This is a genomic window from Streptomyces albidochromogenes, assembly GCF_005981925.1.
Lineage (GTDB): Bacteria > Actinomycetota > Actinomycetes > Streptomycetales > Streptomycetaceae > Streptomyces > Streptomyces albidochromogenes.
Genome location: NZ_VBVX01000374.1, coordinates 1 through 5,691 on the forward strand (window position 1 = coordinate 1; position 5,691 = coordinate 5,691).

Here is a 5,691-nt window from a genome sequence, read left to right on the forward strand (position 1 = left end):
CATAGTGTTTCGGTGGTCATAGCGTTAGGGAAACGCCCGGTTACATTCCGAACCCGGAAGCTAAGCCTTTCAGCGCCGATGGTACTGCAGGGGGGACCCTGTGGGAGAGTAGGACGCCGCCGAACAATCATTGTGGGAAAGCCCCGCACCTTATGGTGCGGGGCTTTCCTGCGTTCCAGGACCGGTCCCCGGACCCCTGTGTGCCCGGGGGCCGTGGCTGAGGGTAGGGTCGGGGGCGCATCATCGGCACGTTCCCTCAGGAGGCCCCCGGGTGGAGGTCCAGGAGACCCGCGTTCAGACGGACCGGGTACTCACCATCCCGAACATCCTCAGCATGGCTCGCCTCGCCGGCGTGCCACTGTTTCTGTGGCTGATTCTCCTGCCCGTGTTCGGTGGGCCCAAGAGCGACGGCTGGGCATTGCTGGTGCTGATGCTCAGTGGCATCAGCGACTATCTCGACGGAAAGCTCGCCCGCCGCTGGAATCAGATCAGCAAGCTGGGGCGGCTGCTCGACCCCGCTGCCGACCGGCTCTACATCCTTTCCACGCTGCTCGGCCTCACCTGGCGCGAGATCCTGCCGCTGTGGCTCACCGCCGCCCTATTGGCACGCGAGCTGATGCTGCTGGTCATGGTGGGGATCCTCCGCAAGCACGGCTATCCGCCGCCGCAGGTGAACTTCCTCGGCAAGGCAGCCACCTTCAACCTGATGTACGCCTTCCCGTTGCTGCTTCTCAGTGACGGAAGCGGGTGGCTGCCGTCACTGGCTGCTATTTTCGGATGGGCGTTCGCCGGATGGGGTACAACTCTGTATTGGTGGGCAGGAATCCTTTACGTGGTCCAGGTCCGCCGGCTGGTGAAGGCGGAGACCGCGGCCGATTGAGCCTGTCGATCGCGGCGCTGTCAGCGCCGGATTGTCTGCGCACGATGCCCCTCGCGGCAGTCCCGGACGGGTGAAGTCGGCTAGACCGTCGTCTCTTCGAGGAGGACTTTCCCGACATGAAGGCCGTCGTGATGGCTGGTGGTGAAGGCACTCGCCTTCGCCCCATGACCTCGAGCATGCCCAAGCCTCTCCTGCCGGTCGCGAACCGACCGATCATGGAGCACGTGCTGCGGCTGCTCAAGCGGCATGGGCTCAGTGAAACCGTCGTAACCGTGCAGTTTCTGGCCTCGCTCGTCAAGAACTACTTCGGTGACGGCGAAGAGCTCGGAATGGAGCTCACCTATGCCAACGAGGAGAAGCCACTCGGCACCGCGGGCAGCGTGAAGAACGCCGAGGAAGCGCTGAAGGACGACGCCTTCCTCGTCATCTCCGGCGATGCCCTCACCGACTTCGACCTCACCGACCTGATCAGATTCCACAAGGAGAAGGGCGCACTGGTCACGGTGTGCCTGACCCGGGTGCCGAACCCTCTGGAGTTCGGCATCACGATTGTGGACGAGGCGGGGAAGGTCGAGCGGTTCCTGGAGAAGCCCACGTGGGGGCAGGTCTTCTCGGACACGGTGAACACGGGCATTTACGTCATGGAGCCCGAGGTCTTCGACTACGTCGAGGCCGACGTCTCCGTCGACTGGTCCGGTGACGTCTTCCCTCAGCTGATGAAGGAAGGCAAGCCCATCTACGGCTACATCGCCGAGGGCTACTGGGAGGACGTCGGCACCCACGAGAGCTACGTCAAGGCGCAGGCCGACGTGCTCGAGGGCAAGGTCGACGTGGATCTCGACGGCTTCGAGATCTCTCCCGGTGTCTGGGTGGCCGAAGGCGCGGAGGTGCATCCGGACGCGGTGCTCCGCGGGCCGCTCTACATCGGCGACTACGCCAAGATCGAGGCCGGCGTCGAGCTGCGCGAGCACACCGTCGTGGGGTCGAACGTCGTCGTCAAGAGCGGGGCGTTCCTCCACCGGGCCGTCGTGCACGACAACGTCTACATCGGGCAGCACAGCAACCTGCGTGGCTGCGTGATCGGCAAGAACACCGACATCATGCGGGCCGCGCGGATCGAGGACGGCGCCGTCATCGGGGACGAGTGCCTCGTCGGTGAGGAATCGATTGTTCAGGGCAATGTGCGGGTTTACCCGTTCAAGACGGTCGAGGCCGGAGCGTTCGTCAACACGTCGGTGATCTGGGAGTCGCGGGGGCAGGCGCACCTCTTCGGGGCCCGCGGTGTCTCCGGAATCCTGAACGTGGAGATCACCCCCGAGCTGGCGGTACGCCTCGCCGGCGCGTATGCCACCACGCTGAAGAAGGGGGCGACGGTCACCACCGCCCGTGACCACTCGCGTGGTGCGCGTGCGCTGAAGCGGGCGGTCATCTCGGCGCTCCAGACGAGCGCCATCGACGTACGCGACCTGGAGAACGTGCCGCTGCCCGTGGCACGTCAGCAGACGGCGCGCGGCAGCGCCGGCGGCATCATGATCCGTACGACTCCAGGTGTGCCGGACTCGGTCGACATCATGTTCTTCGACGAGCGGGGCGCCGACCTGTCGCAGGCGGGGCAGCGCAAGCTGGACCGGGTCTTCGCACGGCAGGAGTACCGGCGGGCCTTCCCGGGCGAGATCGGGGACCTGCACTTCCCGGCCAGCGTCTTCGACTCCTACACGGGGTCGCTGCTGCGGAACCTGGATGTCACGGGCATCGCCGACGCGGGGCTGAAGGTCGTCGTCGACGCGTCCAACGGAAGCGCCGGTCTCGTGCTGCCCAGCCTCCTCGGACGGCTCGGGGTCGACGCGCTCACGATCAATCCCGGTCTGGACGAGTCCAGGCCCACTGAGACGAGCGACTCCCGGCGGTCCGGTCTGGTGCGGCTCGGGGAGATGGTCGCCTCGGCGCGGGCGGCCTTCGGCGTTCGGTTCGACCCGGTCGGTGAGCGGTTGTCGCTCGTGGACGAGCGCGGTCGGATCATCGAGGACGACCGGGCGCTGCTGGTGATGCTCGACCTGGTGGCGGCCGAGCGTCGCAGTGGCCGGGTCGCGCTGCCGGTGACCACGACCCGGATCGCCGAGCAGGTCGCGGCGTACCACGGAACGCAGGTGGAGTGGACGACCACCTCGCCGGACGACCTGACGCGGGTCGGCCGTGAGGAGTCCACGATCTTCGGTGGCGACGGGCGCGGCGGCTTCATCATTCCGGAGTTCAGCAGCGTCTTCGACGGCGCCGCCGCCTTCGTGCGGCTGATCGGACTGGTGGCCAGGACACAGCTCACGCTGAGCCAGATCGACGCGCGGATACCGCGAGCCCATGTCCTCAAGCGGGATCTGGCCACGCCGTGGGCCGTGAAGGGACTCGTGATGCGCCGCGTGGTCGAGGCCGCCGGAGACCGGTTCGTGGACACCACGGACGGTGTGCGCGTGGTCGAGGCGGACGGGCGATGGGTGATGGTGCTGCCCGACCCGGCGGAGGCCGTCACCCATCTGTGGGCCGAAGGGCCCGACGACGATTCGGCCCAGGCGCTCCTCGACGAGTGGTCGGCGGTTGTTGACAGCGCAGGTCACTGAGGTGTGAGCGGTGTGCCGGACGGCGTGGGACGACGCCGTCCGGCACACCGGTGGGGCCATTCGGCGGTAGCCGCCACGGCGTGCGACGATGTGCGGCATGTCGCAGCAGTCCCCTGATCGGAGTACGTCTCCGCCACCCCGGCGCCCCGACGCGTCCATGTCGCTGCTGACCAATGTGATGGACCACAGCCTCGACGACGGGTACGCGGAAGCGACCGCTCGCAGGCAGGCCGACGGCACCGCGGGCATGCCGCGCACGCTGCGCGCGAAGCTCGGACTGGCGGCCGGCCTGGTGCTGGCCGCCCTGGTCGTGACGGTGGGTGCGGCTCAGGCGCGGATAGAGGCGCCGGTGATCGCCAAGGAGCGCCAGGAGCTCATCGACCGGGTGGAGGCGGAGACCTCCGCGGCGGACGCACTGGAGCGCAACGTCGACCGGCTCCGGGCGGACGTGGGAGAGCGGCAGCGCAAGGCGCTGCAGGAGCACGGCGGGAACCAGGGCGGGCTCGTGGCGCTGCTGTCCGGCGCCACGGCGGTGCAGGGGCGCGGCGTGAAGCTCGTCGTGGACGACGCCAAGGACACCGAAGAGGGCGGCGGCGGGCCGCGCGAGAGCACCAGCTTCTCCGACACCGGCCGGCTGCGGGACCGGGACATGCAGCGGATCGTCAACGGGCTGTGGTCCTCGGGCGCCGAAGCGGTGGCCATCAACGGGCAGCGGCTGACGTCCCTGTCGGCGATCCGGGCCGCGGGCGACGCCATACTGGTCGACAACAGGCCGCTGGTGCCGCCGTACACGGTGCTGGCGGTGGGGGACGGGCAGCGGTTGAGCACCGCGTTCCAGGACAGTGCCGACGGCCAGTACCTGCATGTCCTGCAGGAGAGCTATGGCATCAGGACCAGCATTTCCGCTCAGGAACAGGTCCGGCTGCCCGCCGCGCCGAGCCTGATCGTACGTACAGCAGAGCCGCTGGTCGCGGGTTCCGGGCAGGCCGCGGCCAATTCAGGGAAGGGCACATCGTGATCGCCGTACTGGGCCTCGTCGTGGGAGTCGTGGTCGGACTGTTGGTCCGGCCCGAGGTGCCGGCGGTGGTCGAGCCGTATCTGCCGATCGCCGTCGTGGCGGCGCTCGACGCGGTCTTCGGTGGCCTGCGGGCCATGCTCGACGGCATCTTCGTCGACAAGGTCTTCGTGGTCTCCTTCCTCTCCAACGTCGTGGTGGCGGCCCTGATCGTGTTCCTGGGCGACAAGTTGGGCGTCGGCGCACAGCTGTCCACGGGTGTGGTCGTGGTGTTCGGCATCCGGATCTTCTCCAACGCGGCGGCCATTCGACGCCACGTGTTCCGGGCGTGAGGCAGATGAGTACAGAGGACAACCCCAACCCTCGGCGCGACGAGGAAGAAGAAGCACAGGTCCCGGCTCAGGAGCGGGTCGCACAGCGGCCGGCGACGGGGCGTCAGAGACTGCTCGCCGGGCTCTGGCCGCCGCGGGTCACACGGGCGCAGTTGATCGTGGCGCTGCTGCTCTTCGTGCTCGGGCTCGGGCTCGCCATCCAGGTCCGGTCGAACAGCGACGACAGCGCGCTGCGAGGAGCCCGGCAGGAGGACCTCGTGCGCATCCTCGACGAGCTGGACGACCGTACGCAGCGGCTCGAGGACGAGAAGCAGGAGCTCGACGACCAGAAGACCGAGCTGGAGAACAGCTCGGACCAGGCGGAAGAGGCGCGCAGGCAGACGCTGGAGAAGGAACGTCAGTTGGGTGTCCTGGCGGGCACGGTGGCGGCGCAGGGTCCCGGAATCAGGTTGACGATCACGGATCCGCACTCCACGGTGGAGGCGGACATGCTGCTGGACGCGATCCAGGAACTGCGCGCGGCGGGTGCCGAGGCGATCCAGATCAACGACGTCCGGGTGGTCGCGGACACCTACTTCCTCGACAGTGGCGGCGGTGTACAGGTGGACGGGAAGAAGGTCACCGCGCCGTACCGCTTCGAGGTGATCGGGAAGCCGCAGGATCTGGAGCCGGCGCTCAACATCCCCGGCGGCGTTGTCCAGACGCTGGAGGAGGAGCGGGCCGTCGTGACCGTGACGCGCTCGCAGAAGATCGTTGTGGACGCCTTGCGACCGGCGAAGCAGCCTGACTACGCTCAGTCGTCATCGCGGTGAGGCGGGGGCGCATGGGGGCACGGGGACAAGGGCATGAGGT

Annotated in this window: 5 protein-coding genes and 1 rRNA gene; all 6 read left to right on the forward strand. The window is 67.9% G+C overall.

All coding sequences use genetic code 11. The features are described from left to right. Nucleotides 1–8 precede the first annotated feature (8 nt). Nucleotides 9–125, forward strand: a 5S ribosomal RNA gene (gene rrf / locus E2E34_RS30330). Nucleotides 126–271: 146 nt separating this feature from the next. Beyond that, nucleotides 272–880 carry a cardiolipin synthase ClsA gene (gene clsA, locus E2E34_RS30335; protein WP_138905070.1) on the forward strand — a complete coding sequence of 203 codons (609 nt, stop codon included), beginning with the start codon at nucleotides 272–274 and terminating at the stop codon, nucleotides 878–880. Between the two features lie 116 nt (nucleotides 881–996). Then, a complete protein-coding gene (locus tag E2E34_RS30340; RefSeq protein ID WP_138905071.1) occupies nucleotides 997–3,492 on the forward strand; it encodes a mannose-1-phosphate guanyltransferase in 2,496 nt (831 codons plus the stop codon). Nucleotides 3,493–3,589: 97 nt separating this feature from the next. After that, nucleotides 3,590–4,510 (forward strand): DUF881 domain-containing protein, encoded by a 921-nt coding sequence (locus tag E2E34_RS30345; protein WP_138905072.1) that lies wholly within the window; start codon nucleotides 3,590–3,592, stop codon nucleotides 4,508–4,510. Continuing rightward, nucleotides 4,507–4,839 carry a small basic family protein gene (locus tag E2E34_RS30350; protein WP_023543062.1) on the forward strand — a complete coding sequence of 111 codons (333 nt, stop codon included), beginning with the start codon at nucleotides 4,507–4,509 and terminating at the stop codon, nucleotides 4,837–4,839. The genes E2E34_RS30345 and E2E34_RS30350 overlap by 4 nt, the downstream gene beginning before the upstream one ends. A 5-nt stretch (nucleotides 4,840–4,844) precedes the next feature. After that, nucleotides 4,845–5,651, forward strand: coding sequence for a DUF881 domain-containing protein (locus tag E2E34_RS30355; RefSeq protein WP_138905073.1), 807 nt, complete (start codon nucleotides 4,845–4,847; stop codon nucleotides 5,649–5,651). Nucleotides 5,652–5,691 lie beyond the last annotated feature (40 nt).

Excerpts from the sequence above, each read along its gene's own strand:
- E2E34_RS30340 (WP_138905071.1), top strand. The coding sequence starts at position 997 with ATGAAGGCCGTCGTGATGGCTGGTGGTGAAGGCACTCGCCTTCGCCCC.
- E2E34_RS30345 (WP_138905072.1), top strand. The coding sequence starts at position 3,590 with ATGTCGCAGCAGTCCCCTGATCGGAGTACGTCTCCGCCACCCCGGCGC.
- E2E34_RS30355 (WP_138905073.1), top strand. The coding sequence starts at position 4,845 with ATGAGTACAGAGGACAACCCCAACCCTCGGCGCGACGAGGAAGAAGAA.